Source organism: Streptomyces sp. NPDC028711 (genome assembly GCF_055565415.1).
The window spans coordinates 61,997-85,523 of record NZ_JBVHUJ010000013.1; the positions used below are offsets into that span (position 1 = coordinate 61,997).

Sequence of the window (23,527 nt, forward strand, 5' to 3'; positions counted from 1 at the left end):
GCGGGAATCGTGAAGATCTTCGGGAAGGTACGGCATCGGCCCTCCGCCTCGTGGCGGCAGGCCACCGACCGCGCGTTCACGCTGATCGGCGACGGCCGGTACGAGGACGCGGGGACGCTGCTGACGCGCGCGGCGGATCTGGAGCCCTGGCTCTCGGAGTCCTGGTTCAACCTGGCGCTGCTGCACAAGTTCCGGCACGACTGGGAGCAGGCGCGGGCCGCCGGGCTCCGCGCGGTCGCGCTGCTCGACAAGGAGACCGGCGCCCCCGACTGGTGGAACGTCGGGATCGCCGCCACCGCGCTCCAGGACTGGCCGCTGGCCCGCCGCGCCTGGCAGGCCTACGGCCTCAAGGTGCCCGGCGCCGCCTCGGGCACCGGCGAGCCCGCCGGGATGGAGCTGGGCAGCGCCGCCGTCCGGCTCTCGCCCGAGGGCGAGGCCGAGGTCGTGTGGGGCCGCAGGCTCGACCCCGCCCGCATCGAGGTCCTCTCCATCCCGCTGCCGTCCTCCGGACGCCGCTGGGGCGAGGTCGTCCTCCACGACGGCGTGCCGAACGGCGAGCGGACCACCGCCGCGGGCCCCTCCTACCCGGTTTTCGACGAGATCGAGCTCTGGGCGCCCTCACCCGTCCCCACCTGGGTGGTCCTCCTGGAAGCGGCCACCGAGGCCGACCGGGACGCCCTGGAGCAGCTCGCCGCGGAGGCGGGCTTCGCCGCCGAGGACTGGTCGTCCTCCGTGCGGCTGCTCTGCCGCGCCTGCTCCGAGTCGACCATGCCCAGCGCCGAGGGCGAGGGCGAGCACTCCGACCCCCACGACCACAGCGAACCGGGACACCCCGGGCCGCTCGGCCACCGCTCGCCGGGCGAGCTGTGGGTGCCCGAGCGCGAGTGCGGCCTCGCCGCCCCGGCGGGCCTGGTGCGCGGCCTCCTCGACGGCTGGGTGGCGGACAGCCCCGACAGCCGCGAGTGGAGGGATCTCGAAGAGGTCTGCTGAGGCTCCTGTCACGGGCCCGTAGGCTGTCCTCCGACGGAATCGGGTTTTCAGAAGGGCGCGGCCGGACATGGCGCAGCAGGAGACGGACGAGCAGACGCAGATCAACGACGGCTTCGTCGTGGACACGGAGGACTGCGAGGCGCGTGAGCTCGCGTACCGCGAGCGTGGCACGGCGCGCCCCATCACCGTCGTCGGCAACCCGGTGCTCCACAAGGAGTGCAAGGACGTCACCGAGTTCGACGACGAGCTCGCGTCCCTGATCGACGACATGTTCGCCAGCCAGAAGGCCGCCGAGGGCGTGGGCCTGGCCGCCAACCAGATCGGCGTGGACCTCAAGGTCTTCGTCTACGACTGCCCCGACGACGAGGGCGTCCGGCACACCGGCGTCGTCGTCAACCCGGTCCTCCAGGAGCTCCCGGCGGAGCTCCGCGTCCTGGACGAGTCCAACGAGGGCTGCCTCTCGGTGCCGACCGCCTACGCCGAGCTGGCCCGCCCCGACTACGCGGAGGTCCACGGCCAGGACGCCCAGGGCAACCCGATCAAGGTGCGCGGCACCGGCTACTTCGCCCGCTGCCTCCAGCACGAGACGGACCACCTGTACGGCTACCTGTACATCGACCGCCTCTCCAAGCGCGACCGCAAGGACGCCCTCCGCCAGATGGAAGAGGGCACCCCCCGCTACGAGACGGTGCCGAACGCCTGATCTCCGGTACGCATGCCGAAGGGCCCCGCACTCCGAGGAGTGCGGGGCCCTTCGCCGTACGGACTAGAAGTCCTCGTCCAGGTCCACCGAGCCCTCGACCGCCACCTGGTAGGCGGACGGGCGGCGCTCGAAGAAGTTGGTGAGCTCCTGGACGCCCTGGAGCTCCATGAACGCGAACGGGTTCGCCGAGCCGTACACCGGGGCGAAGCCGAGGCGCTGGAGGCGCTGGTCGGCGACGCACTGGAGGTACTCGCGCATCGACTCGGTGTTCATGCCCGGCAGGCCGTCGCCGCACAGGTCACGGCCGAACTGCAGCTCCGCCTCGACGGCCTCCCTCAGCATGTCGGTGACCTGCTCCTGAAGCGCGTCGTCGAAGAGCTCCGGCTCCTCCTTGCGGACGGTGTCCACGACCTCGAAGGCGAAGTTCATGTGCATCGTCTCGTCCCGGAAGACCCAGTTGGTGCCGGTCGCGAGACCGTGCAGCAGGCCGCGGGAGCGGAACCAGTAGACGTAGGCGAAGGCGCCGTAGAAGAACAGGCCCTCGATGCACGCGGCGAAGCAGATCAGGTTCAGGAGGAAGCGGCGGCGGTCGGCCTGGGTCTCCAGGCGGTCCAGCTTCTCGACCTCGTTGATCCACTTGAAGCAGAACTGCGCCTTCTCGCGGATCGAGGGGATCTCCTCGACCGCGTCGAACGCCGCCGCGCGGTCGTCCGGGTCGGGCAGGTACGTGTCGAGCAGCGTCAGATAGAACTGGACGTGCACGGCCTCCTCGAACAGCTGGCGCGACAGGTACAGGCGCGCCTCCGGGGAGTTGATGTGCTTGTAGAGCGTCAGGACCAGGTTGTTCGACACGATCGAGTCGCCCGTCGCGAAGAACGCGACAAGGCGGCCGATCATGTGCTGCTCACCGGGGGTGAGCTTGGCGAGGTCGGCGACGTCCGAGTGGAGGTCGACCTCCTCCACGGTCCAGGTGTTCTTGATGGCGTCCCGGTAGCGCTCGTAGAAGTCCGGGTAGCGCATCGGACGGAGGGTCAGCTCGAAGCCCGGGTCGAGGAGGTTCTTGTTCTCACTGGTGCTCATTACTGGCAGGCCTCGCAGGACTCGGGGTTTTCGAGGGAGCAGGCGAGGGCGTCCGCGTCGGGGGTCGCCTGCTGTACGGGGATCGGCGCGGCCACGGCCGACGCCTGGGCCGCGCGGGCGATCCGGGTCGCCGGGCGGGAGCGCAGGTAGTACGTCGTCTTCAGGCCCTGTTTCCAGGCGTACGCGTACATCGACGACAGCTTGCCGATCGTCGGCGTCTCGAGGAACAGGTTCAGGGACTGGCTCTGGTCGAGGAACGGCGTACGGGCGGCGGCCATGTCGATCAGGCCGCGCTGCGGGATCTCCCACGCCGTCCGGTACAGCTCGCGCACCTCGGCGGGGACCCAGGTGAAGCCGGCCACCGAGCCGTTGGCGTCGCGCAGCGCCTCGCGGGTCTGGGCGTCCCACACGCCGAGCCTCTTCAGCTCGTCCACCAGGTACGAGTTGACCTGGAGGAACTCGCCCGACAGCGTCTCGCGCTTGAACAGGTTGGAGACCTGCGGCTCGATGCACTCGTACACACCGGCGATCGAGGCGATCGTCGCGGTCGGGGCGATGGCGAGGAGGAGGCTGTTGCGCATGCCGGTCGACGCGATGCGGGCGCGCAGTGCCGCCCACCGCTCCGGCCAGTTCAGCTCGACGTCGTAGTGGTCGGGGTGCAGGACGCCGCGGGCCGTGCGGGTCTTGTCCCAGGCCGGCAGCGGGCCGTTGCGCTCGGCGAGGTCGGCCGACGCCTCGTAGGCCGCCAGCATGATGCGCTCGGCGATCCGCGTCGACAGGGCGCGGGCCTCCGCCGAGTCGAACGGCAGCTTCAGCTGGAAGAAGACGTCCTGGAGGCCCATCGCGCCCAGGCCCACCGGCCGCCAGCGGGCGTTGGAGCGGCCCGCCTGCTCGGTCGGGTAGAAGTTGATGTCGACGACCCGGTCGAGGAAGGTGACGGCCGTGCGGACGGTCGCGTCGAGGCGCTCCCAGTCGATGTCCGAGCCCACGACGAACGCGCCCAGGTTGACCGAGCCGAGGTTGCAGACCGCCGTCTCGCCGTCGTTCGTGACCTCGATGATCTCGGTGCAGAGGTTCGAGGAGTGGACGACGGTGCCGGGTTCGGCGGTCTGGTTGGCCGTCCGGTTGGAGGCGTCCTTGAACGTCATCCAGCCGTTGCCGGTCTGGGCCAGGGTCCGCATCATGCGGCCGTACAGGTCGCGGGCCGGCATCGTCTTGCGGGCCAGGCCCGCGGCCTCGGCCTTGTGGTAGGCGGCGTCGAACTCCTCGCCCCACAGGTCGACAAGCTCGGGCACGTCCGCCGGGGAGAACAACGACCAGTCGGCGTCGGCGTTGACCCGGCGCATGAACTCGTCCGGGATCCAGTGCGCCAGGTTCAGGTTGTGCGTACGGCGCTGGTCCTCGCCGGTGTTGTCGCGGAGCTCCAGGAACTCCTCGATGTCCGCGTGCCACGTCTCCAGGTAGACGGCGGCGGCGCCCTTGCGGCGGCCGCCCTGGTTCACGGCGGCGACGGAGGCGTCGAGGGTCTTCAGGAACGGCACGATGCCGTTGGAGTGCCCGTTGGTGCCGCGGATCAGCGAACCGCGGGCCCTGATGCGGGAGTACGAGAGGCCGATGCCGCCCGCGTGCTTGGAGAGGCGCGCCACCTGGTGGTAGCGGTCGTAGATGGAGTCCAGCTCGTCCTGCGGGGAGTCCAGGAGGTAGCAGGAGGACATCTGCGGGTGGCGGGTGCCGGAGTTGAAGAGCGTGGGGGAGGACGGGAGGTAGTCCAGGCGGCTCATCAGGCCGTACAGCGCGGTCACTTCGTCGAGCGCGCGGACCGATTCGTCCTCGGCGAGACCGCAGGCGACGCGCAGCATGAAGTGCTGCGGGCTCTCGATGACCTTGCGGGTGATCGGGTGGCGCAGCAGGTAGCGGGAGTAGAGGGTGCGCAGGCCGAAGTAGCCGAAGCGGTCGTCGGCGGCCGTGTCCACGGTCGCGTCGAGCCGGGCCGCGTGCAGGGCGACGAACGCGGCGGTGCGGTCGGCGATCAGGCCCTCGCGGTGCCCGGTGGCGACGGAGGCGGAGAAGGAGACCGCGCCCTGGCCGGCCGCCTCGTCGGCGATGGTGACCGTCAGGAGCCGGGCGGCGAGCCGGGAGTACGCCGGGTCCTCCGCGATCAGGCCCGCGGCCGCCTCGGTGGCCAGCTCGCGCAGCTCCGCCTCGTCCGACGCGGCGCTGCGGCCGCGGAGTGCGGCGGCGGCGACCTTGCCGGGGTCGGTGTCGGGGAGATCGGCGGTGAGGTCGGTCAGGGTCCGCAGCAGTACGGTCCCGGGTCCGTCGCTCTCGACCGCGGAAACCTCGGCGGAAGCCGGATCGGCGGGCGCGATGGTCACGTGGGGGCTCTCCCTCGCTCGGCTCGGGGCCGCGGCGGGGGAAGGCGGGCACGCGGGCGTCCGTAACGCCGGACGCGACGCTTCCACCGGCCCACTCCGCGAGGCCCGGACGTCAGTGGCACCCGGAACGGTCGGACCGGGTGCGCTGCGGCAGGTGCTCGGACTCACCTCGTACGGACGGGTCGTATCCGTAGGAAGCACACCGTTGCGGGACAGTTCCGGATTCGCGCCGGATTCCCCTGCGTCGACAGCGAGCATGAGCATACATGTGGGGGGCGCCGCTCGCGGCACCCCCCACATGTTGTGTGTCGCCCTCGGCTCAGAACTCCAAGGCGTAGGTGCGCAGCGAGTGGTCGGGGATCGGTTCCCAGTCCCGGTGGGGGGTGCGGACGAAGCCGAGGCGGTCGTAGATCCGGTGCGCGGCGACCATCGTGGCGTCCGTGGAGAGCACGAGCCGCCGGCACCCCGGGAGGGCCCGCGCGCGGTCGACGCAGGCCTGTACGAGGGCCTCTCCGACGCCCCGGCCGCGGGCCTCCCGGGTGACGGCGAGCATCCGGAACTCGGCCTCGCCGTCGACCGCGATGTCCGCCCAGGGGGTGTTGCCGGTGGCGAAGGTCACCCCGCCGAGAAGGCGTCCCTCGGCGTCCTCGGCGACGAGCACCTCGCTCTCGCGGGCCCGCCGTGCGGTGTCCCGGAGCACCTCCAGGTAGAAGTCCTGCGCCCCGTACTTCAGCAGTCCGTCGTTCAGATAGGTGCCCGCGGTGAGTTCGCCGAGGGTCTCGTACTCCTCGGGCCGTACCGCCCTGATCGTGAAGTCCATGAGGAAAGTGTGCCTCGCCGGGGACGCGAAGAGCCCGGGGTCTCCTGGTGGAGATCCCGGGCCCGCCGCGCGCGGCCGTACGGGAGGGTCAGTGCGTCTCGGCGCCGACCTTCGGGAGCTCGGTCCGCACGCCGGCGTCACCGGCGTCCGCCGTGTAGTCGGACGGGGAGGTCTCGTCGATGCCCTCGGGAGCCTTGACGGCCTTGAGGACGAAGGTGAGGACGACCGTGACGACGAGGTTCAGGACGAAGGCGGTGAGGCCGATGTAGCCGATCTCGCCGATGCCCGGGATCTCGGCGGAGGAGCCGCCGAAGTGCTTCTGGGTCGGGCTGGCGACGCCGTACGCGGCGACCGTGCCGTAGACCATGCCGACGGCCCAGCCGGCGAGCAGCGCCCAGCGGTGGAACCAGCGGGTGAAGAGACCGCCGACGAGGGCCGGGAAGGTCTGCAGGATCCAGATGCCGCCGAGCAGCTGGAAGTTGATCGCGACGGTCTTGTCCATGGTGAGGACGAAGGCGAGCGCGCCCACCTTCACCAGGAGCGAGACGATCTTGGAGACCTTGGTCTCCTGCGCCGGGGTCGCGTCCTTCTTGATGAAGTCCTTGTAGATGTTGCGGGTGAAGAGGTTGGCCGCGGCGATCGACATGATCGCGGCCGGGACGAGCGCGCCGATGCCGATCGCGGCGAACGCGACGCCCGCGAACCAGTCGGGGAACATCGTCTCGAAGAGCTGCGGGATGGCGAGCTGGCCGTTCTTCACCTGGATGCCGGCGGCGATCGCCATGAAGCCGAGCAGCGCGAGCAGGCCCAGCATCAGGGAGTACAGCGGCAGGATCGTGGTGTTGCGGCGGATGACCTCGCGGCTCCGGGACGACAGGGTCGCCGTGATGGAGTGCGGGTACATGAAGAGCGCGAGCGCCGAGCCGAGGGCGAGGGTCGCGTACGTCCACTGGCCGGCCTCGCCGGGGACGAGCGAGCCGCGCGGCTTGTCGGTGGCCGGGTTGGTCTGCGCGTACGCCTCGCCCGCCTTGGCGAAGATCTCGTCGAAGCCGCCCAGCTTGATCGGGATGTAGATGATCGCCACCGCGATGACGATGTAGATCAGGGTGTCCTTGACGAAGGCGATGAGCGCGGGCGCGCGCAGGCCCGAGGAGTACGTGTACGCCGCGAGGACGCCGAAGGCGATGAGCAGCGGCAGGTCCTTGATGAACCAGTGGGTGGTCTCGCCGCCGCCGACGCCCATCACGTCCAGGACGGCCTGGATGCCGACGAGCTGGAGCGCGATGTACGGCATGGTGGCGAGGATGCCGGTGACCGCCACCGCGAGCGAGAGGCCCTTGGAGCCGAAGCGGCCGCGCACGAAGTCGGAGGTGGTGACGTATCCGTGCTTGTGCGAGACCGACCAGAGGCGCGGCAGGAAGGTGAAGATCAGCGGGTAGACCAGGATCGTGTACGGCACGGCGAAGAAGCCGGCCGCGCCCGCCGCGTAGATGGCCGCCGGGACGGCGACGAAGGTGTACGCGGTGTAGAGGTCGCCGCCGAGCAGGAACCAGGTGACCCAGGTGCCGAACGACCGGCCGCCCAGGCCCCATTCGTCGAGGCTGTTCTCGTTCTCGGCCTTGCGCCAGCGCGAGGCGAGGAAGCCCATGACCGTGACGGCCAGGAAGAAGAAGATGAAGACGGCGAGCGCGACGCCGTTCACACCGGTGACGTCCTTCATCGCGCGTCACCTCCCTTGCGGGCGCGCTGGTCGATCTTCCACAGCTGGTAGGCGACCATGGTGAGCACGGTGGAGATCAGCACCCAGAGCATCTGGTACCAGTAGAAGAACGGGATGCCGGCGAGGAACGGTTCCGTCTTCGCGTACGAACTCACCCAGAGCATCGCCACGAACGGGGCGAACAGACAGAGTCCGATCACCACCCGCATGGGTGTGATGGTGGGTTGTTTCCCTTGTGTCGCTTCCGGCGTGTCTGACGCGTCTGGCATGGCGATTCCCGTCCCCTCGCTGATCACCTCGTAATGGTGGGGAAATCTAGGGGACGGCTCCGCTCCATGGAACCCCTGTCCGTATAACGGAAGTGACTCGTGGGACCGCTCCCGGCCGCGCGGTCAGAGCCAGCCTTCCTTGGTGGCCCGTACGCCCGCCTCGAAACGGCTGCGCGCGCCGAGCCGGTTCATCAGCTCCGAGCTCATCCGGCGCACGGTCCGCAGGGAGATCCCGAGGCGGCGGGCGGCGATGTCGTCCGTGCAGCCGATGCCGAGCAGCATGAGCAACTCCCGTTCCTGCGGGGAGAGGTCGTGCTCGTCGCGGCGGGGGGTCTCGCCGAACGGGGTCCCGGTGTCCCACAGGCGGTCGAAGAGCACCATGAGCGCGTGGACGAGGCCGGGGCTGCGGACTTCGAGGGCGCCGGCGCGCCCGTCCTCCGGGTCGACCGGGACGAGCGCGGCCTCGCGGTCGACGATCACCATGAGCATGGGGACCACGGGTACGGTCCGTGCCTCGCCGCCGAGTTCGCAGTACCAGCGGACGTAGTCGACGGTCGGCGGGTCGTTGCGGAAGCTCTCCTGGTAGATCGACCGGATCCGCACACCGCGTTCCAGGGCGAGCTGGTCGAGCGGCTGGCTCGCGTCCATCGTGTCGGGGAGCTGCGCCCCACCCGGCAGGAGCGAGAGGCACTCGGTGCGGGCGCTCGCGGCCAGGTCCTCAAGGCGTTCGCGGACGTTGTCGAGGCCCACGACGCGGTGCACCACGTCGTGCCGCGGCGCGCCGTCGCTCCGGTCGGTGTACGTGGCGAGGATGTCGGCCACCGCCCGCTCGGCGCGCTCGACCTCGCGCCGCCGCCGGCTCAGCTCGGCCTCGGCCCGGGAGAGGAGGAAGGAGAAGCCGACCTCGGGGTCGAACGGGAGGGCCTCCCCCGATCCGTCCTCCATGGAGACGAGCCGCGCCTCCGTGAGCCGGCCCAGGGCTTCGCGGACCTGTTGCTCCGACCAGTCGAGCCGGCGGGCCATGTCCGCCACCCCGTCGTCGGGGTGTTCGAGCATGAGCCGGTAGACGGTCTCCGCGGACTTCTCTATCCCCAGCGCCTCGAGCAAGGCGTCTTCCCCCCGAATAGTCCCATCGTGGCGTTCACCGTGCGTGCCTGACCGTGAGGCTTCTGCGATGGTAGGCCGCGGTCGGCTTCAGGACTAGACCAATCGAACTCGCTTGGCAATCCCCGGTGTTCGGCCGGTTCCTGTCCGGCCGATCCCCTGCGCGAACGGAGTTCCTTGATCCAAGATGGTCTAGTCCAAGCAACTTCGAGGAGGACTGTATCCATGGCGATCCCCCAGCGCACCCTCGCACTCGGCGCCCTGCCGTTCGGCACGTCGGTCGACGAGGCCACCTCGTTCGCCGTGCTCGACCGGTTCACCGAACTCGGCGGCACCGTGATCGACACCGCGAACAACTACGCGTACTGGGTCGAGGGCGGTACGGGCGACGAGAGCGAGGCGACCCTCGGCCGCTGGCTCGCCGCGCGCGGCAACCGCGACGGCCTCGTCCTCTCCACCAAGTGCGGCGCCCGGCCCGCCGCCCCCGGAGCCGCCGAGGTCGAGGGGCTCTCCGAGAAGGCGGTCAGGAACGCCCTCGACGACAGCCTGCGCCGGCTCGGCGTCGACCGGGTCGACGTCTTCTGGGCCCACGTGGAGGACCGCGCGGTGCCGCTCGCCGAGACCGTCGAGACCCTCGCCGACCTCGTCGACGAGGGCAAGGCGGGCGAACTCGGCGTCAGCAACCACGCCGTCTGGCGGGTCGAGCGCGCCCGCGCCCTCGCCGGCGACCGCCCGCGCTTCACCCACCTCCAGTACCGCCACTCCTACCTCCAGCCCCGCTTCGACAAGGCCCTCCCCTCCACGGCGCACGTCCACGTCACCCGGGAACTCCTCGACTACACGCGCAGCGAGGGCGATCTGACGCTCTGGGCCTACAGCGCGCTGCTCTCCGGCGGCTACACCCGCCCCGAGGTCGGACTCCCCGACGCCTACGACCACCCCGGCACCGCCCCGCGGCTCGCGGCGCTGCACGAGGTCGCCGGAGAACTCGGCGCCACCGTCAACCAGGTGGTGCTCGCCTGGCTCCTCGACGGCGAACCGTCCGTGCTGCCCGTCGTCGGGGCGAGCCGGGTCGAGCAGGTGGAAGAGGCCATGGGCGCGCTCGCCCTGACCCTCGACCCCGACCAGCGGCGACGGCTGGACGAGGCGGGGGCCTGAGGGAGCCGGGGCGGCGGGCCGCGGGCGGGTCCCGGGTCGGTCCGGGGCCGGTCTGGGGTGGTCCGGGGTCGGCTTTTTGGCTCCCGGCCCCAGCCCCCGTCCCCGGCCCCCCTCCCTCCGTCGGCGAGACCAGCAGCTCCTGCCCCCTGTGGTCGGAGAGGCCCGCTGCGGAGACCAGTGCGTACCGGTGCACCCGCAGGCCCTCGTCCGTGAACGTCCAGTCCAGCCGCCACAGCGGAAGGCCGCCGATGCCCCAGGTGCCCGGCAGGAAGGACGACGAGGCCGGCAGCGCGTCCCGGAACGCCTCCCGCAGCCCCTCCAGATCACCCATCGCCGGGGTCGTGTTGAAGTCCCCCGAGATCAGGAGCGGATGCGGATTCGCGCGGGCGTCGCTCAGCAGCGCCGCGTAGTGCTCCTTGCGTACGGGATCGGTGTCGCGGACCACTCCGTAGAAGCCGGGACTCAGCCAGCTGCGCTCGATGTCCAGCTGCACCGGGACGTGCACGTTGTAGAACGACACCACCGTGCCGGCCACGTCCACGTCGGTGCGCAGCACCTTGTTCCACTCGAACCGCTCCCGCCAGGACGCGGAGCCCGCCGGCGCCCGGCCGGGACCGACCGGGGGAGCGGCCACGACCGGATGGCGCGAGAGGGTGACCAGTTCCCCCCGCGCCACGAGGTGGTAGCCGGGGAACTCCGCCCGCAGCCGGTCGAGCCGGTCGATCTTCCGGGGCGTGCCGTCCTCCCAGCCCAGATGTTCCTGGAGCAGGTAGACATCGGCGTCCTTGGACCGCAGGAAGCGGTGGAACGCGTCCGGGTCGTCGGTCGTGTCCCAGTAGAGCGTGTTCCACGAGAAGACCTTGAGCGCGTGCGCGGGGGCAGGGCCGGGGCCGCCGCCGGGGACCAGCGCCCCCCAGTGGAGCCCCGCCCTCCCGGCCCCCGCCACCAGGAGCACCGCGAGGGCCGGGAGCAGCCACCGCCGGGCGCGCCCGCGGGTGACGGCGTATGCCAGGCCGGACAGGACGACGGGCACCGCGACGAAGGCCGGCGGCGGCACCAGATCCGGCAGCAGCCACAGCCACCACCGTCCGCTGAGGAGCTGCCCGAGGGCGACGAAGAGCGCCCAGGCCACCGTCGCGCCGACCAGGAGCCGGGTGGCGCGGGGCATCCCGCGCGGTGGCCGGTCCGGGGTGCGTACGGGCTCCGCCGGGGCGGACCCGGGGGCGCGGTCGGGGGTCTCGGCAGGGGCGCCGGGGCTCAGGGGAAGGTTCACGACCGGGGACGCTAGCAGCGTCCAACTCCCTTTTTTCCCGGCTCCGTTCACCGTCTCGCCCTGCGAGAACCCGCGATACGTGATCGATATCCGTTCCATACGCGGACCCGGTGTGCTCCTCCCATGACGCAAACCGTGTCGGTCGTCATACCGGCCTACAACTCCGCACGCACCCTGGACGCCTGTCTGAGATCCGTCCTCGCCCAGACCCACCCCGTCCACGAGGTCATCGTCGTCGACGACGGCAGCACCGACCGGACCGCCGAGATCGCCCGGACCCACCCGTGCGTCCTGATCGGCGGCGAGGGCAACCGCGGTGTCTCCGCCGCCAGGAACGCGGGCATCGCCGCCGCCACCGGCGACGTCCTGTTCTTCCTCGACTCCGACGAGGCGCTCACCCCGGACTCGGTCGCCAACGCCCTCGAGATCCTGCGCGACGACCCCTCCTGCGGCTGTGTGCACGGTGTCATCGCGCCCGAGCCGCTCTTCGACGACGGACCCGTCGAGTGGTACAAGACGCTGCACGCGTACTGGTGGCGAGCCCGGGGTGCCGGAGTGGTGGAGACCGCGTTCTTCGCCCAGGCCGCCGTGCCGCGCACGGTCTTCGACCGCCTCGGCGGCTTCGACGAGCGGCTGCGCGACTCGGAGGACCTGGAGTTCAGCGACCGGCTCGCGCCGCACTACCGGATCGTCCTCACCGAACGGGTGATGGCGCGCCACGACGAGGAGCACCGGCTCGTCCCGCTGCTCTCGGAGACGTACCGCCGGGCCCTCCTGCTCGTGCCCGCCCTGCTCTCCGCCCGCGCCGGCGGGCGGAGCAACCTGACGGCCAACAGTCCCGCGTCCGTCCTCGCCGCGGCCCTCTGCCTCGGCTCCCTGCCGCTGCCGTTCCTCGCGCTCCTCCTGTCCGCCCCGCCCCCGGCCGTACCCCTCCTCGGGGCCCTGCCGGTGGCCGGACTGCTCACCTTCTGCCTGGCCAACCTCGGTCTGCTCGGCTTCGCGGCCCGCCGCAAGGGTGTCTCCTTCGTCCCCTTCTTCGCCGGAGTCCACCTCGCCAACCACGCGGCGCTCCTCGCCGGCGCCGCGCGGGGCGCACTCCGCGCGCTCACCTCCGCCCGGCCCCGCACCGGTGACCGGCGCACCCCCGAACGGGCGGCGGCGCGATGACCGTGTGGCTGCGCAGACTCCTCACCCCGGTCGTCGTGGTGGCCGCCCTGATCGGGGTCTACCTCCTCCTGCGGGGAGAAGGCCCCAAGGTGGTGGAGGCGTTCGCCCACGCCGACGCCGTCCCCCTGATCGCCGCCTCGGTCCTCGCCAACGTCACCGGCCTGGTCCTCGCCGTGCACGCCTGGCGCGTGCTCATCCCCGGCGACCACCCCATCCGCGGCCTGCGCGCGGCGAAGATCTACTTCCTGGGCCAGCTCAGCAAGTACGTGCCCGGCCGGGTCTGGGGGGTCATCACCCATGTGGCGCACGGCCGGGAGGCCGGTGTCCCCGGTGCCCAGATGACCTCCGCCTATGTGCTGAGCCTCGCCCTGACCCTGCTCACCGGTGCCGCCGTCGGCCTCGTCGCGGCCCCCGCCGCGCTGCCCGGCCACTGGATGTGGCTCTGCCCGCCCGCGCTCCTCTTCCTCGCCGGCGTCGTCAGGCCCGCGCTGATCACCCGGCCCGTCACCGCCGTCGCCCGGCTGGTGAAGCGGCCGGTCGTCCCCCCGCCGGACCGCGCGGTCCGCAAGGCCGTGCTGCTCGCCCTCGCCTCCTGGACCGCCTCGGGACTCCACCTGTGGTTCCTGCTCCTGGCCGTCGGAGCACCGCCCTTGGCGGGGCTCGGCGCGGCGGTCGGCGGTTTCGCCCTGGCCACCGCGATCAGCAGCCTGGCGCTGATCGTCCCCGACGGCTGGGGCGTGCGCGAGCTGACCCTCACCGCCGCCCTCTCCACCGTCCTGCCCGGCGGCCTGGCAGCCGCCGCCGCGATCGCCAGCCGACTGGTGTGCGTCGTCGCCGAACTCGCCAGCTCCACCGTCGTCCTGGCCTGGTCACGGACCAGGTCGGCCCGACAGGCCGCTTCCGCGGGAGCGAGTACAGCCTCAGCCTCTCGCCGCGCCGCCCCGATCACCCACACCACCGCCCCGATGGGAGACCAAGCCCGTGTACACCCTTGACGACGCCGAGAAGTTCCAGGTCGACGAGGTCCACGACCTCTACCGCCGTTACGTGAACAAGAGCCAGGTCTCCCTCATGACCTCGTTCGGCTTCGGACGCGAGCTCGTCCGCAGCGCCGAGGGCGCCTACCTCACCCTCGACGACGGCCGGCGGATCCTCGACCTGACCGGAGGCGTCGGCGTCCTCAACCACGGCCACAACCACCCCCGCATCCTCGCCGCCCGGGAGCGCTTCGCCCGCGACCGGCGCATGGAGGTGCACAAGACCTACTTCTCGCCCTACCTCGCCGCCCTCGGCCACAACCTGGCCGAAGTCCTGCCCGGCGACCTGAACATGGCGTTCCTGCCGAACTCGGGCGCCGAGGCCGTCGAGGGCGCGGTGAAACTCGCGTACAAGTACCACAGCGGCAAGCGGAACACCGTGCTGCGCGCGGACTGCGCCTTCCACGGCAAGCTCCTCGGCTCGGGCGGTCTGACCGGCCAGGCCCAGTTCGGCTTCCCCACCATCCCCGGCGTGGACACCTTCCGGTACGGAGACCTCGACTCCGTCCGCAGGGTCGTCGCCGCCCACCGGGGCGACGTCTACGCCCTTCTCATCGAGCCCTTCAGCGCCTCCACCATCCAGTGGTGCTCGGAGGAGTTCCTGCGCGGTCTGCGCGAGATCTGCGACCGCGAGAAGATCGTGCTGATCTTCGACGAGATCTACACGGGCTGGGGCAAGACCGGCAGCCTCTTCCACTTCATGCGCTACCCGGGCCTGATCCCCGACGTGCTCACCACCTCCAAGTCCTTCGGTGGCGGGAAGTCGTCCATCTCCGCCTTCGTCGCCCGCGAGCCGATCTTCCGCAAGGCGTACGACAACCTCGGCGACTCGCTGATGAACTCCACCTCCACCACCTACTACGGCTTCGGCGAGGAATGCGCCACCGCCCTCGAAGCCGTCAACATCGCGGTGGAGGACGACTACCCGGCGCGGGCCCGTGCCCTCGGAGCCGTACTCGAACCCGGCCTGGAACGGCTCGCCGAGAGGTATCCCGACGAGATCGGCCGGGTGGCCGGCGCCGGAGCCCTCTGGGGCGTCTTCATCGAGGGCGGCCCCCGCATCCTCGACCTGGTCGCGAAGCTCGCACCCGGCGGGATGGCCCGCGACCCCCGGTTCAAGACCAAGCTCGTGACCTGCGCGGTGATCAACGCGCTCTACGAGGACCACGGCATCTTCACGTACTACACGCTCAACGGCGACAACCCCCTCATCATCGGCCCCTCCCTGGTCACCGAACCCGAGGAGGCCGAGCGCGCGATCGACGCCCTCGACGACGTCCTCGGCCGCGGTCTGACCGGCCTCGTGGCCCGATTCATCAAGCAGAAGGTGAGCTCCCAGTGGTGATCACGATCACCGGCGCGGCCGGCATGCTCGGCTCCCGCCTGGCCGAACGGCTCCTCTCCGAGGGCCACGAAGTACGCGGCGTCGACCTCAGGCCAGGACCCGGCGTCGTACTGACCGGCGACATCCGCGACCGCGAGCTCATGGACCGGGCCCTCGACGGCGCCGACGTCCTCGTCCACGCGGCGGCCGCCCTGCCCAGCTACCCCGACGAGCAGATCCGCTCCATCATCATCGGCGGCACCCGGAACGTCTTCGAAGCGGCGAGCGCCGCCGGCACCCCCCGCGTCGTGCACATCTCCTCGACCGCCGTCTACGGCCTGCCCACGATCGTGCCCACGCCCGAGGAGTACCCCCGCGAGCCGGTCGACTGCTACAGCCGCGCCAAGGCCTCGGCCGAGGAGATAGCCGAGCGGTACCGCGCCGAGGGCATGTGCGTCCCCATCCTCCGCCCCAAGACCTTCGTCGGCCCCGGCCGCATGGGCCTGTTCTCGATGCTCTTCGAATGGGCCGAGGAGGGACGCAACTTCCCCGTCCTCGGCAAGGGCGACGTACGGATCCAGATGTTCGCCGTCGACGACCTCGTCGACGCCGTCGTCACCGTCCTCACCGCACCCGACGACGTCGCGAACGACACCTACAACCTCGCGGCGGCCGAGTTCGGCACCCTCCGGGAGGACTTCCAGGCGGTCCTCGACGCCGCCGGCCACGGCAAGCGGGTCATCGGACTGCCCGCCCGCCCCGCCCTGACCCTGCTCAACGTCCTCCAGCGGGCCAAGCTCTCGCCGGTCTACGGCCGACTGCTCCACAAGCTGATGGACGACTCCTACGTCAGCATCGACAAGGCGAAGGCACAACTCGGCTTCACCCCGCGCCTGTCGAACGCGGAAGCCGTCCTGCGCACCTACGCGTGGTGGCGCACCGCCCGCCACACCGCCCCGAAGGCGGGGGCCACCGGCCGCACGAGCCGTGACCCGTGGAGCCAGGGCCTGCTGTCCACCGCGAAGATCTTCTTCTGAGAGGCCGTGCCATGACCCAGCTCACCGGACACACCAGTGCCCCGGCGCCGGTACGGCCAGGGCGGCTGCCCGCGCCGATCGCCCTGCTCAGACCCGGCCAGTGGCCCAAGAACCTGCTCGTGGTGCCCCTGGCGCTGCTCGGCGGCGGCGTCGACGCCACGACCCTGGCCCGGGTCGCCCTCGCCCTGGGCGCCTTCATCCTCGCCTCGTCCCTCGTCTACGTCCTGAACGACATCGCCGACGTGGAGCGGGACAGGCGGCACCCCGTCAAGCGCCACCGTCCGCTCGCCTCGGGGCGGATGAGCATGGCCTCCGCCGCCACCACGGCCCTCGTGCTCGGCGCCCTGCTCGCCCCCGCCCTGTTCGCCCTGGGAGGCGGTTCGACCCTGATCGTCCTGCTGTACCTGGCCGTGAACGGCGCGTACAGCTGGAAGCTCAAGCACCTTCCGCTCCTGGACGTCTTCGTCGTCGCCACCGGCTTCGTGCTCCGCCTCCTCGGCGGTTACGAAGCCGCCCACCGCCCGGTCGAGATGTGGCTGGTGCTCACGGTGCTCACGTCCTGCCTGGTCCTGATCCTCGGCAAGCGGCGCCATGAGCTGAGCGTCTCCGGCACCGGGCACCGGCCGGCGCTCGTCGGCTACTCGGCCCACTTCCTCGACCTGGTCCTGGTCCTCTGCTCGGCCCTGACCCTGTTCGGGTACCTGCTCTATCTGCGCACCGAATCGGGCTTCGGGCAGTACGCCCTGCTCACCGTGGTCTGCGCGCTCTTCGCCCTCTTCCGCTACCTCCAGATCGTGATCGTCGACGGCGGCGGGGGAGAGCCCGTCAAGACCCTGATGCGCGACCGGGTGATGGTCGTCAACTCCGCCGTCTGGGGCGCGCTCCTCGTCCCGCACCTCGCCACCTGACCCACCCCCTCCACCACCACCGAGGAATCCCATGTCCGCACCCCTCGTGTCGGTCGTCGTCCCGATGTACAACGACCGGCCCACCATCGACCTCTGCCTGCGGTCCGTACGCGAGCAGACGTACCCCCACATCGAAGTGATCGTCGTCGACGACGCCAGCACCGACGGCTGCGCCGAGATCGCCGCCGGCCACCCGGTCGAGCTCGTCCGCGTCCGGGAGAACGGAGGACCCGGCGCCTCCCGCAACGAGGGCGTCCGCCGCTCCAAAGGCGAGATCGTCTTCTTCCTCGACGCCGACCTGACCATGCACCCGGAGGCGGTCGCGCAGGCCGTCGCGCTCTTCGAAGAGAACCCCACGTACGGCGCGGTGTTCGGCATACCCGACAAGGAGCCGCTGTTCGAGGAGGGCCCGGTCGGCCAGTACCGCATCCTCCAGTACCACTACTGGCGCAAGAGCGCCGAAGGCCTCGTCAGCGGCGGCTTCTACGCCCTCGGAGCGGTCCGCAGGTCCGCCTTCATGGAAGCAGGATGGTTCAACACGGCGCTGCGGCAGACCGAGGAGATCGACCACGCGGAACGCCTCGCCGCCCGGTGGCCCATGCTCCTCACGTCCCGGATCAGGGGCCGGCTCTCCGACGAGAACCGGATGCGGCCCCTGCTGCGCAAGGCGTTCGTCCGCAGCCGCCTCCGGGTGCCCTTCTACTTCGACCGGGGCCGGGCCATGCAGGGCATGGAGACCGGGGGCCGGGCCGTTGCCTCCGCCCTGGGCGGCCTCGCCGTCGCGGCCCTGCCGTTCGGCCCGCTGCACCCGGCCGGGTTCGCGGTCTCGCTGGCCGCGCTCACCGGGTCGGTCCTCGCGGACCTGGGGCAGTACCGCTTCGTGCTCCGTGAACGGGGGCTGCTCTTCGGGGCCTTCTTCACCGGCGCCCAGGCGCTCGTGAACACCGCCGTCATGGCCGGTCTCGCGGCCGGCCTTGCGCAGTACGCGGCGAGCGCGCGCTTCCGACGGATGTACGAGCCGCGGGGGAGCCTCGCATGACCACCGCACAGGCCGCGCCCGCGCCCGTGGCCGGGGCTCTGGCCACCCCGCATGCCCCGGCCGGCGAAGGGCCGGCCGGCCGCGGCCGCCGGGCCGCTCGCCGAATCCGCCTCTGGTACGGCCGGACCGTCCTCGGCCTCGCCGTCCTCTGGCTGCTGTACGCCGTGGTCCGGTGGCTGGTGAGCGGCCGGTGGCACTGGTCCCTCATCCTGGACGTCGCACCGCCCCTGTTCCTGACCGGCATCCCGCTGGTCCTCCTGGTGGCCGGCGCCGCCGCCTGCGGACGCCGCCGACGGCTCGCCGCCGGCGTCTCGGGCCTTGCCCTCGCGCTCGCCCTGACCACCGGCTCCGGCTTCAACTGGCCCGCGCTCTGGCGCGATCCGGGCCCCGTGCCACCGGACGCCCTGCGGGTGGTCTCGCTCAACACCCAGTACTGGGCCATGGCGACCAGCACCGACCGGCTGTTCGCCCTCCTCCACGCCCGCGACGCCGACGTCTACCTCCTCCAGGAACACGTGGGCTGGACCCCCGGTCTCGGCGAGGACGGCTACTGGAGGCTCGACGACGACGCCGAACTGCGCCGCCAGTTCCCCGGATACCACATCGCCCGCCGCAGCGAGCTGCTCACGATCTCCCGCTTCCCGATCCTGTCCCAGACGCCCGTGGGGCCCGGACCACGGCTCACGTACGGCAGGAAGCCCGACTTCGGGCAGGAGTTCGCGCGGGAGAAGGTGCTCCGCACCGACCTCGCGGTCCGCGGCCGGGTGCTGAGCGCGTACAACGTGCACATCACCGTGCCGCTGGCGCTCGACAACCTGAACCTCCTCTCGGACTTCGACCACGACCCGTACCTGCGCCGCAAGCACGCCTGGCGGCAGGAGGAGTTCCGCGGCCTGGAGCGCGACGTGGCCGCCAATCCCCACCCGGTGCTGATCGCCGGCGACTTCAACGCCACCGACTCCATGCGCTCCCTCGACGGCGTGCGCGGGGTGGCCGAGGACGCCACCCGCGCGAACCAGGACTTCCTGCCGCTGAGCTGGAAGTTCGCGGCCCTGGGGGAGTTCGGGGACAACGTCTTCAACCAGGACCTGCCGTTCTTCCGGATGGACTGGGCCTTCACCAAGGGCGCCACCCGCGTGCACCGCTACCGGTTCCTGCCGACCGACGGCGTGTCCGAGCACCGGCTCCAGGAGCTGCGGATCACCGTATGAGCGGCGGCGCGGAGACGCTTCGGGCGGAGGGACGGGCGTCCGGGGGCGCGGCGAGCGGTCAGGCGGAGAGGCACTCGCCGAGCAGGATCGACCGCTCCAGGGCGCCGAGCTTCGGGCCGGGCTCGATCCCCAGCTCCTCGACGAGGGTCAGCCGCACGCGCCGGTACGCCGCCAGCGCCTCGGCCGTCCGGCCGGCGCGGTGCAGGGCCAGCATCAGCTGGGCGTGCAGCTGCTCCCGGAAGGGGTACGTCGCCGTCAGGGCCATCAGCTCGCCGATGACGTCCTCGTGCCGGCCGAGGTCCAGTTCGAGACCGAGCCGTTCCTCGATCGCCCGGATCCGCAGTTCCTCGAGGCGCCGGATACCGGGATCCAGGGCCCGGCTGGACTGCCCGGCGAGCGCGGGGCCGTTCCACAGGGCGAGCGCGTTGCGCAGTTCCAGGACGGCCTCGGCCCGGCGGCCGCTCCCGGCCAGGACCCGTGCGCGCTCCACGCCGGTCTCGAACACCGCGGCGTCCAGGTCGTGGGGCCCGAGGCGCAGCCGGTAGCCGTACGAATGGGTCTCGATGAGCTCGGGGGCACCGGCGGCGGCGAAGGCGCGGCGCAGGGTGGAGACACAGATGCGGATCTGGGTGCGGGCACTGGCAGGGGGGTGGGGGCCCCAGACGGTTTCGACGAGGCCTTCGACGGAGACGGCCCAGTCGACCTCCAGCGCGAGGGCGGCCAGGACGGTCTGGGTCCGTCGGCCGCCGAGGGGCACCGGGCGGTCGTCGACGGTGGCGCGGAGGGGGCCCAGGATATGGACGAACACGGCTGAATTCCCCGTTCGGGAGGGTTCACAGGAGTCTGCAGTCGGCGATGCCGTAGCCGTCGAGTGCGGGAGTGCGCCCCAGCATGCGGAGGCAGATGCCCAGCGCGCGTCCGACCGCCTCGAGTTCGTCGGGGCAGTCGAGGCACAGCGCGACCCGGACGGAGTGGTCCGTGACCAGCGCACGAGCGGTCTCGACGGGGTCCGTCGGCTCGACGGACCGGTAAAGCGCCGCGAGGACGCCGCTGGGGGTGGGGTGTCCGCTGTCCGCCGCGGCGGACGCGGACATCGAGATGCCGATGAGGAAGATGGCGGGTCCTGCGGGGAGAGAGGGCGGTCTCGTGGGGTGCGGAGCGGGACGGTCAGCCCCACGAGAAGCCGTCGGTGGAGTCGGCGGACGGAGTGGGCGCCACCGTCGGCGCGGCCGCCGGGTCGGAGACCGGGTCGGTGGCCGCGTAGGTGACCGGGGCGGTGGCGAGGACCCGCGCCGGCGGCGTGGCGTCCGGTCCCGCGGCGGCGCCGGCGGACGGTCCGGCGGTGGCGAGGATCGCGCCGAGGACGGCGAGCGGGGCGGCGGCGAGGACGAGACGGCGGGCGGAAGAGCGCATGACGGAGACACCTCTGGCGAGTTCGGGATTCGGTGGAATGTGCCGATTGCCCTTGGCGGGGCCCTTTCGACACGTTCCAGCATGCTCGAACGAGGAGGTGCTGTCAGCGGCCGGCCACTGGCAGCAACCGCCCGGTCGTTAGGCGCCACCCCGGGGGCCACCGCCGGGAGCCGGGCTCACCAGCGGGTTCGCGGGTGCTGTCACGTTGCTGCCGTGCACAAGGTGCCGGGGCGCGTGGAGTCGTGGAACGCGGGACAAGGGGGGGCCGAGGCGCGTGGGCCCGTGGAACACGGACGAGGGGGCCGGGGGTCGAGGTGCCTGGGCCCCTGGAACACGGACGAGGGGGGCCGCCGATCCTTCGGCGACCCCCCTCGTCCCGCTGCGGTCCGGCGTGCGGACCGTCCGCTCAGCCGTTGGGGCGCTTGAGGCGCGCCACGAACTTGTACCGGTCGCCGCGGTAGACGGACCGAACCCACTCGACCGGCTCGCCCTGGGCGTCGACGGAGTGGCGGGAGAGCATCAGCATCGGCAGACCGACGTCCGTACCGAGCAGACCGGCCTCGCGCGGGGTGGCGAGGGAGGTCTCGATGGTCTCCTCGGCCTCGGCGAGGTGCACGTCGTAGACCTCGGCGAGCGCGGTGTACAGCGAGGTGTACTTGACCAGCGAGCGGCGCAGCGCGGGGAAGCGCTTCGCCGACAGGTGGGTGGTCTCGATCGCCATCGGCTCGCCGCTCGCGAGCCGCAGGCGCTCGATGCGGAGCACCCGGCCGCCGGCCGAGATGTCGAGCAGCCCGGCGAGGGTGTCGTCGGCGGTGACGTACCCGATGTCGAGGAGCTGCGAGGTGGGTTCCAGACCCTGGGCGCGCATGTCCTCCGTGTAGGAGGTGAGCTGCAGGGCCTGCGAGACCTTGGGCTTGGCCACGAACGTGCCCTTGCCCTGGATGCGCTCGAGGCGGCCCTCGACGACCAGCTCCTGCAGGGCCTGGCGCACGGTGGTGCGCGAGGTGTCGAACTCGGCGGCGAGCGTCCGCTCCGGCGGGACCGGTGTGCCGGGCGGCAGGGTCTCCGTCATGTCGAGCAAATGCCGCTTCAGTCGGTAGTACTTGGGCACGCGCGCGGTGCGGGTGGGTGCCCCGCCCTCTGTCTCCGTGCTGCCCGCGTCCGTGGCCATGGCCTGCCTTCCCGACTCCTGTGCTGCTGCCGTCACCGGCTCCTCCGTCTGTAGCGGCTCACATGGTGGCACGGACCGGTCACGGGTCGTCGCCCTCCCTCAGGTGTCGGTCCGATAACGGACGCGACTGCCCTTCTTATACACCCTTGACACCCCTAAAGGTCTAGGCCAAGCTCCGGGTACTGGTCTAAACCATTAAAGACCAGGTCCCAGCCCCACGAGCACTACCTGAGGTATGTCTTCGCGCGGTGGGCAGGGGTTGCAGGCATCCCTGAGGAGGGTGGCGTGAAGCGCAAGCTCATCGCGGCGATCGGCGTCGCAGGCATGATGGTCTCTATCGCTGCGTGCGGTTCCGAGAGCGACAAGGGCAAGGACGGCGCCAAGGCGTCGGCCGGGGGCGACAAGACCCTGACCGTCTGGGTCATGGACGGATCCGCTCCGGACCCGTGGATGGCCGAGGTGAACAAGGCGTTCGAGGCCAAGCACCCCGGCGTCAAGGTCAAGGTCGAGAAGCAGATCTGGAACGGCATCCAGGAGAAGGTCACCACCGCCCTCTCCGAGGACACCCCGCCGGACGTCCTCGAGCTCGGCAACACCCAGACCGCCGGCTACGCGGTCACCGGCGGCCTCGCCGACCTGACGGGTGACAAGGCCAAGCTCGGCTACGACGGCTGGAACAAGGGCATGGTCGCCTCCAGCGAGCTGGACGGCAAGCTCTACTCCGCCCCGTGGTACGCCGCCAACCGCGTCGTCGTCTACGACAAGGCCGCCTTCAAGAAGGCCGGTGTCACCCCGCCGAAGACCCGCGCCGAGTGGATCGCGGGCCTGAAGAAGCTCAAGGCCTCCGACCCCAAGTCGCAGGCGATCTACCTGCCGGGTCAGTCCTGGTACGTCCTCGCCGGCCTCATCTGGGACGAGGGCAGCGACCTCGCGGTCAAGGACGGCGAGAAGTGGAAGGGCAACCTGGCCTCCCCCGAGGCCGCGGCCGCCATGAACTTCTACAAGGAGCTGGCGTCCTACTCCACCGCTCCGAAGGACAAGGACGAGGCGACCCCGCAGCAGTCCACCGACATCGTCCCCAAGGGCGGCGTGGCGTCCTGGATCGGTCTCGGCTGGGAGGCCGGCGGCGCGATCGACGCCATGAAGAAGGCCGGCAAGACCGCCGACTTCGGTTACTTCCCGATCCCGGGCAAGACCGCCGACAAGCCGGGCTCCGTCTTCCTCGGCGGCTCCAACCTCGCCATCGCCGAGCGCTCCCCGAACAAGGACCTCGCGAAGGAGTGGCTGGCCCTCGCCGCCGGCAAGGAGTTCATGACGAAGTACGCCGCCGCCACCGAGGGCGCGCTGCTTCCCAACTCCGACGCCGCGCAGTTCAAGCCGGCCGCGGGCTCCTTCGCCGAGGCCATGGCCATCTCGTCCGCCTCCGGCAAGGTCACCCCGGTGACCCCGGGTTGGGCGAACGTCGAGACCGTGCCGAACCCGATCAAGGACTACATGACCAAGGTCCTCAAGGGTGAGGACGCCAAGGCGGCCGGCGAGGCGGCCGACAAGATCATCAACGAGCGCCTCAACCAGCAGTAATCCGTAGCCCGGTGGTGGGGGGGGGGGGGGGGGGGGGGGGCGCCCCCGGGGGGGGGGGGGGGGGCGGGGGGGGGGGGGGGGGGGGGTGGGGGGGGGGGGGGGGGGGGGGGGGGGGGGGGGGGGGGGGGGGGGGGGGGGGGGGGTACG

At 71.4% G+C, this 23,527-nt stretch carries 21 protein-coding genes, 1 pseudogene and 1 riboswitch; of the genes and pseudogenes, 11 read left to right on the forward strand and 11 right to left on the reverse strand.

The annotated features are described in order from the left end of the window. The first annotated feature begins 9 nt into the window (after positions 1-9). Complete coding sequence (locus tag ACZ4VK_RS31660; protein ID WP_468359668.1) at positions 10-990, forward strand: tetratricopeptide repeat protein; 981 nt, start codon at positions 10-12, stop codon at positions 988-990. 67 nt (positions 991-1,057) lie between these two features. Beyond that, complete coding sequence (gene def, locus ACZ4VK_RS31665) at positions 1,058-1,693, forward strand: peptide deformylase (protein ID WP_468359670.1); 636 nt, start codon at positions 1,058-1,060, stop codon at positions 1,691-1,693. 63 nt (positions 1,694-1,756) lie between these two features. Here def and ACZ4VK_RS31670 read toward each other — a convergent pair whose 3' ends face one another. From ACZ4VK_RS31670 to ACZ4VK_RS31695, 6 genes are all read right to left on the reverse strand, one after another. Further along, positions 1,757-2,773, reverse strand: a complete 1,017-nt coding sequence (locus ACZ4VK_RS31670; protein WP_468359673.1) for a ribonucleotide-diphosphate reductase subunit beta — start codon at positions 2,771-2,773, stop codon at positions 1,757-1,759. Beyond that, a complete protein-coding gene (locus tag ACZ4VK_RS31675; RefSeq protein ID WP_468359676.1) occupies positions 2,773-5,148 on the reverse strand; it encodes a ribonucleoside-diphosphate reductase subunit alpha in 2,376 nt (791 codons plus the stop codon). The genes ACZ4VK_RS31670 and ACZ4VK_RS31675 overlap by 1 nt, the downstream gene beginning before the upstream one ends. Before the next feature lie 132 nt (positions 5,149-5,280). Then, a riboswitch (cobalamin riboswitch) is annotated at positions 5,281-5,455 on the reverse strand. Between the two features lie 12 nt (positions 5,456-5,467). Further along, entirely contained in the window at positions 5,468-5,968 is a 501-nt protein-coding gene (locus ACZ4VK_RS31680; protein ID WP_468359679.1) for a GNAT family N-acetyltransferase, read from the reverse strand. Between the two features lie 88 nt (positions 5,969-6,056). Continuing rightward, the gene (gene mctP, locus ACZ4VK_RS31685; protein WP_468359681.1) at positions 6,057-7,688 is read right to left on the reverse strand and encodes a monocarboxylate uptake permease MctP; all 1,632 of its coding nucleotides are present in this window, start codon (positions 7,686-7,688) and stop codon (positions 6,057-6,059) included. After that, positions 7,685-7,957, reverse strand: coding sequence for a DUF3311 domain-containing protein (locus tag ACZ4VK_RS31690; protein WP_468359684.1), 273 nt, complete (start codon positions 7,955-7,957; stop codon positions 7,685-7,687). Before ACZ4VK_RS31690 ends, mctP begins: the two co-directional genes overlap by 4 nt. A 123-nt stretch (positions 7,958-8,080) precedes the next feature. Next, positions 8,081-9,064, reverse strand: a complete 984-nt coding sequence (locus tag ACZ4VK_RS31695) for a LuxR C-terminal-related transcriptional regulator (RefSeq protein WP_468359687.1) — start codon at positions 9,062-9,064, stop codon at positions 8,081-8,083. Positions 9,065-9,286: 222 nt separating this feature from the next. Here ACZ4VK_RS31695 and ACZ4VK_RS31700 point away from each other — a divergent pair, with 222 nt between their 5' ends. Continuing rightward, entirely contained in the window at positions 9,287-10,219 is a 933-nt protein-coding gene (locus ACZ4VK_RS31700) for an aldo/keto reductase (RefSeq protein WP_468359690.1), read from the forward strand. 160 nt (positions 10,220-10,379) lie between these two features. Here the strand turns inward: ACZ4VK_RS31700 and ACZ4VK_RS31705 are convergent. After that, positions 10,380-11,591 (reverse strand): annotated as a pseudogene (locus ACZ4VK_RS31705) (endonuclease/exonuclease/phosphatase family protein); the annotation flags it as partial. Between the two features lie 24 nt (positions 11,592-11,615). Between ACZ4VK_RS31705 and ACZ4VK_RS31710 the strand changes: the two are divergent. Genes ACZ4VK_RS31710 through ACZ4VK_RS31740 form a run of 7 tightly spaced genes read left to right on the forward strand, consistent with a single transcriptional unit; the run spans position 11,616 to position 19,215 of the window. Continuing rightward, positions 11,616-12,659 (forward strand): glycosyltransferase family 2 protein, encoded by a 1,044-nt coding sequence (locus ACZ4VK_RS31710; protein WP_468359692.1) that lies wholly within the window; start codon positions 11,616-11,618, stop codon positions 12,657-12,659. After that, positions 12,656-13,654: a lysylphosphatidylglycerol synthase domain-containing protein gene (locus ACZ4VK_RS31715; RefSeq protein ID WP_468359695.1), complete on the forward strand. Its 999-nt coding sequence runs from the start codon at positions 12,656-12,658 to the stop codon at positions 13,652-13,654. Before ACZ4VK_RS31710 ends, ACZ4VK_RS31715 begins: the two co-directional genes overlap by 4 nt. Next, positions 13,641-15,041 carry an aspartate aminotransferase family protein gene (locus ACZ4VK_RS31720; RefSeq protein ID WP_468359698.1) on the forward strand — a complete coding sequence of 467 codons (1,401 nt, stop codon included), beginning with the start codon at positions 13,641-13,643 and terminating at the stop codon, positions 15,039-15,041. The genes ACZ4VK_RS31715 and ACZ4VK_RS31720 overlap by 14 nt, the downstream gene beginning before the upstream one ends. Next, complete coding sequence (locus tag ACZ4VK_RS31725) at positions 15,035-16,057, forward strand: NAD-dependent epimerase/dehydratase family protein (protein WP_468359700.1); 1,023 nt, start codon at positions 15,035-15,037, stop codon at positions 16,055-16,057. Before ACZ4VK_RS31720 ends, ACZ4VK_RS31725 begins: the two co-directional genes overlap by 7 nt. Positions 16,058-16,068: 11 nt before the next feature. Next, positions 16,069-16,965 (forward strand): UbiA prenyltransferase family protein, encoded by an 897-nt coding sequence (locus tag ACZ4VK_RS31730; RefSeq protein WP_468359702.1) that lies wholly within the window; start codon positions 16,069-16,071, stop codon positions 16,963-16,965. 31 nt (positions 16,966-16,996) lie between these two features. After that, positions 16,997-18,004 (forward strand): glycosyltransferase, encoded by a 1,008-nt coding sequence (locus ACZ4VK_RS31735; protein ID WP_468359705.1) that lies wholly within the window; start codon positions 16,997-16,999, stop codon positions 18,002-18,004. Next, the gene (locus tag ACZ4VK_RS31740; RefSeq protein ID WP_468359707.1) at positions 18,001-19,215 is read left to right on the forward strand and encodes an endonuclease/exonuclease/phosphatase family protein; all 1,215 of its coding nucleotides are present in this window, start codon (positions 18,001-18,003) and stop codon (positions 19,213-19,215) included. The genes ACZ4VK_RS31735 and ACZ4VK_RS31740 overlap by 4 nt, the downstream gene beginning before the upstream one ends. 58 nt (positions 19,216-19,273) lie before the next feature. Here the strand turns inward: ACZ4VK_RS31740 and ACZ4VK_RS31745 are convergent, their stop codons facing one another. The 4 genes from ACZ4VK_RS31745 to ACZ4VK_RS31760 all read right to left on the reverse strand — a co-directional run bounded on the left by ACZ4VK_RS31745 (position 19,274) and on the right by ACZ4VK_RS31760 (position 21,799). Further along, entirely contained in the window at positions 19,274-20,023 is a 750-nt protein-coding gene (locus tag ACZ4VK_RS31745; RefSeq protein ID WP_468359710.1) for an AfsR/SARP family transcriptional regulator, read from the reverse strand. A 25-nt stretch (positions 20,024-20,048) separates the two neighbouring features. Beyond that, a complete protein-coding gene (locus ACZ4VK_RS31750; RefSeq protein ID WP_468359713.1) occupies positions 20,049-20,309 on the reverse strand; it encodes a hypothetical protein in 261 nt (86 codons plus the stop codon). A 73-nt stretch (positions 20,310-20,382) separates the two neighbouring features. After that, positions 20,383-20,628, reverse strand: coding sequence for a hypothetical protein (locus ACZ4VK_RS31755; RefSeq protein WP_468359716.1), 246 nt, complete (start codon positions 20,626-20,628; stop codon positions 20,383-20,385). Between the two features lie 406 nt (positions 20,629-21,034). After that, a complete protein-coding gene (locus ACZ4VK_RS31760) occupies positions 21,035-21,799 on the reverse strand; it encodes a GntR family transcriptional regulator (RefSeq protein WP_351853130.1) in 765 nt (254 codons plus the stop codon). A gap of 285 nt (positions 21,800-22,084) precedes the next feature. Between ACZ4VK_RS31760 and ACZ4VK_RS31765 the strand changes: the two genes are divergently transcribed. Beyond that, complete coding sequence (locus ACZ4VK_RS31765; protein WP_468359719.1) at positions 22,085-23,380, forward strand: extracellular solute-binding protein; 1,296 nt, start codon at positions 22,085-22,087, stop codon at positions 23,378-23,380. The last annotated feature ends 147 nt before the right edge of the window (positions 23,381-23,527 follow it).

Excerpts from the sequence above, each read along its gene's own strand:
- ACZ4VK_RS31730 (WP_468359702.1), top strand. The coding sequence starts at position 16,069 with ATGACCCAGCTCACCGGACACACCAGTGCCCCGGCGCCGGTACGGCCA.
- ACZ4VK_RS31710 (WP_468359692.1), top strand. The coding sequence starts at position 11,616 with ATGACGCAAACCGTGTCGGTCGTCATACCGGCCTACAACTCCGCACGC.
- ACZ4VK_RS31670 (WP_468359673.1), bottom strand. The coding sequence starts at position 2,773 with ATGAGCACCAGTGAGAACAAGAACCTCCTCGACCCGGGCTTCGAGCTG.
- ACZ4VK_RS31680 (WP_468359679.1), bottom strand. The coding sequence starts at position 5,968 with ATGGACTTCACGATCAGGGCGGTACGGCCCGAGGAGTACGAGACCCTC.
- mctP (WP_468359681.1), bottom strand. The coding sequence starts at position 7,688 with ATGAAGGACGTCACCGGTGTGAACGGCGTCGCGCTCGCCGTCTTCATC.
- ACZ4VK_RS31750 (WP_468359713.1), bottom strand. The coding sequence starts at position 20,309 with ATGTCCGCGTCCGCCGCGGCGGACAGCGGACACCCCACCCCCAGCGGC.
- ACZ4VK_RS31690 (WP_468359684.1), bottom strand. The coding sequence starts at position 7,957 with ATGCCAGACGCGTCAGACACGCCGGAAGCGACACAAGGGAAACAACCC.
- ACZ4VK_RS31760 (WP_351853130.1), bottom strand. The coding sequence starts at position 21,799 with ATGGCCACGGACGCGGGCAGCACGGAGACAGAGGGCGGGGCACCCACC.
- ACZ4VK_RS31755 (WP_468359716.1), bottom strand. The coding sequence starts at position 20,628 with ATGCGCTCTTCCGCCCGCCGTCTCGTCCTCGCCGCCGCCCCGCTCGCC.
- ACZ4VK_RS31700 (WP_468359690.1), top strand. The coding sequence starts at position 9,287 with ATGGCGATCCCCCAGCGCACCCTCGCACTCGGCGCCCTGCCGTTCGGC.
- def (WP_468359670.1), top strand. The coding sequence starts at position 1,058 with ATGGCGCAGCAGGAGACGGACGAGCAGACGCAGATCAACGACGGCTTC.
- ACZ4VK_RS31735 (WP_468359705.1), top strand. The coding sequence starts at position 16,997 with ATGTCCGCACCCCTCGTGTCGGTCGTCGTCCCGATGTACAACGACCGG.
- ACZ4VK_RS31715 (WP_468359695.1), top strand. The coding sequence starts at position 12,656 with ATGACCGTGTGGCTGCGCAGACTCCTCACCCCGGTCGTCGTGGTGGCC.
- ACZ4VK_RS31740 (WP_468359707.1), top strand. The coding sequence starts at position 18,001 with ATGACCACCGCACAGGCCGCGCCCGCGCCCGTGGCCGGGGCTCTGGCC.